This is a genomic window from Cryobacterium aureum, assembly GCF_002954245.1.
GTDB lineage: Bacteria > Actinomycetota > Actinomycetes > Actinomycetales > Microbacteriaceae > Cryobacterium > Cryobacterium aureum.
Genome location: NZ_PPTG01000024.1, coordinates 1 through 3,081 on the forward strand (window position 1 = coordinate 1; position 3,081 = coordinate 3,081).

The following is a 3,081-nucleotide window of genomic DNA, read 5'->3' on the forward strand; positions in this document are numbered from 1 at the left end:
AGTTATATAGAGCTCCCCTTGACAAGGAGCGTTGTTCTCGACCGTACATCGAGAACCACATAGTGGACGCTAAAGCAGCTTCTTCAAACTGAGTGTTATCAAATTATCGGCTTATTAGTACCGGTCAGCTCCATGGGTCTTTAGTCCCCACTTCCACATCCGGCCTATCAACGCAGTAGTCTAGCTGCGAGCCTCTCCCCCGAAGGGATGGAAATCTCATCTCGAAGCCGGCTTCCCGCTTAGATGCTTTCAGCGGTTATCCGTTCCGAACGTAGCTAATCAGCGGTGCTCCTGGCGGAACAACTGACACACCAGAGGTTCGTCCATCCCGGTCCTCTCGTACTAGGGATAGATCTTCTCAAATTTCCTGCGCGCGCAGCGGATAGGGACCGAACTGTCTCACGACGTTCTAAACCCAGCTCGCGTACCGCTTTAATGGGCGAACAGCCCAACCCTTGGGACCTACTCCAGCCCCAGGATGCGACGAGCCGACATCGAGGTGCCAAACCATGCCGTCGATATGGACTCTTGGGCAAGATCAGCCTGTTATCCCCGAGGTACCTTTTATCCGTTGAGCGACAGCGCTTCCACAAGCCACTGCCGGATCACTAGTCCCGACTTTCGTCCCTGCTCGACTTGTCAGTCTTACAGTCAAGCTCCCTTGTGCACTTACACTCGACACCTGATTACCAACCAGGTTGAGGGAACCTTTGGGCGCCTCCGTTACTTTTTAGGAGGCAACCGCCCCAGTTAAACTACCCACCAGGCACTGTCCCTGAACCGGATCACGGTTCGAAGTTAGGTATCCAATATGACCAGAGTGGTATTTCAACAATGACTCCACCTGAACTAGCGTCCAAGCTTCACAGTCTCCCACCTATCCTACACAAGCCACACCGAACACCAATACCAAGCTGTAGTAAAGGTCACGGGGTCTTTCCGTCCTGCTGCGCGTAACGAGCATCTTTACTCGTAATGCAATTTCGCCGAGTTCGCGGTTGAGACAGCTGGGAAGTCGTTACGCCATTCGTGCAGGTCGGAACTTACCCGACAAGGAATTTCGCTACCTTAGGATGGTTATAGTTACCACCGCCGTTTACTGGGGCTTAAATTCTCAGCTTCGCCTTGCGGCTAACCGTTCCTCTTAACCTTCCAGCACCGGGCAGGCGTCAGTCCGTATACATCGTCTTGCGACTTAGCACGGACCTGTGTTTTTAGTAAACAGTCGCTTCCCACTGGTCTCTGCGGCCTTCGAACGCTCTAGGAGCTAAGTCCCGTCACGCCTCAGGCCCCCCTTCTCCCGAAGTTACGGGGGCATTTTGCCGAGTTCCTTAACCACGATTCTCTCGATCTCCTTAGTATTCTCTACCTGATCACCTGAGTCGGTTTGGGGTACGGGTGACTAAAACCTCGCGTCGATGCTTTTCTTGGCAGCATAGGATCACTGATTTCACCCTTACGGGCTACCCATCGGGTCTCAACCTTATATGAGAGACGGATTTGCCTATCTCTCGGCCTACATCCTTAGACCGGGTCAACCATCGCCCGGCTCAGCTACCTTCCTGCGTCACACCTGTTAATACGCTAACCGCACCAGCATAGGGTCGCACGCTAGGCCCCACGCTTCACCCCGAAGGGATCCATCTAGGGGATTCAGATGCTTAGCATTACTGGATTAGTTTGGGCGGTTTTTCGTCAGTACGGGAATATCAACCCGTTGTCCATCGACTACGCCTGTCGGCCTCGCCTTAGGTCCCGACTTACCCAGGGCGGATTAGCCTGGCCCTGGAACCCTTGATCTTTCGGAGGACGGGTTTCTCACCCGTCTTTCGCTACTCATGCCTGCATTCTCACTCGTGTGGCCTCCACGGCTGGTTTACACCGCCGCTTCGCTGGCCACACGACGCTCTCCTACCCATCAACACGGCTGAACCAACACCACAAGGGTGCGGCTAACCAAAAATATCAATGCCACAACTTCGGTGGCGTGCTTGAGCCCCGTTACATTGTCGGCGCGGAATCACTTGACCAGTGAGCTATTACGCACTCTTTCAAGGGTGGCTGCTTCTAAGCCAACCTCCTGGTTGTCTGTGCAACTCCACATCCTTTCCCACTTAGCACGCGCTTTGGGACCTTAGTTGGTGGTCTGGGTTGTTTCCCTCTCGACGATGAAGCTTATCCCCCACCGTCTCACTGCTGCGCTCTCACTTACCGGCATTCGGAGTTTGGCTGACGTCAGTAAGCTTTTGGGCCCCATCGGCCATCCAGTAGCTCTACCTCCGGCAAGAAACACGCAACGCTGCACCTAAATGCATTTCGGAGAGAACCAGCTATCACGAAGTTTGATTGGCCTTTCACCCCTATCCACAGCTCATCCCCTCCATTTTCAACTGAAGTGGGTTCGGTCCTCCACGACGTCTTACCGTCGCTTCAACCTGGCCATGGATAGATCACTTCGCTTCGGGTCTAGGACATGCGACTGAATCGCCCTATTCAGACTCGCTTTCGCTACGCATTCCCCTCTCGGGTTAAGCTCGCCACATATCACTAACTCGCAGGCTCATTCTTCAAAAGGCACGCTGTCACCAGAACAAAGCTGGCTCCAACGGTTTGTAAGCAAACGGTTTCAGGTACTATTTCACTCCCCTCCCGGGGTACTTTTCACCTTTCCCTCACGGTACTTGTTCACTATCGGTCATGTAGGAGTATTTAGGCTTATCAGGTGGTCCTGACGGATTCACACGGGATTTCTCGGGCCCCGTGCTACTTGGGATACTTCTCGGGCGATTGCTGCATTTCGACTACGGGGTTCGCACCCTCTATGACCAGGCTTTCAATCCTGTTCGTCTATACAACGTTCTAACCCTTACCATTCGGTAGAATAGGCAGAAAAGTCCCGCAACCCCGACCATGCAACGCCTACCGGCTATCACACATGATCGGTTTAGCCTCATCCGGGTTCGCTCGCCACTACTAACGGAATCACTGTTGTTTTCTCTTCCTGTGGGTACTGAGATGTTTCACTTCCCCACGTTCCCTCTACCCGCCCTATATATTCAGGCGGGAGTCACCAGGTCACCT

General features: G+C 53.5%; 1 rRNA gene. It reads right to left on the reverse strand.

Going from position 1 to position 3,081, the window contains the following annotated elements:
* Nucleotides 1-94: 94 nt before the first annotated feature.
* Nucleotides 95-3,081 (reverse strand): 23S ribosomal RNA (locus CJ028_RS08890); the annotation flags it as partial.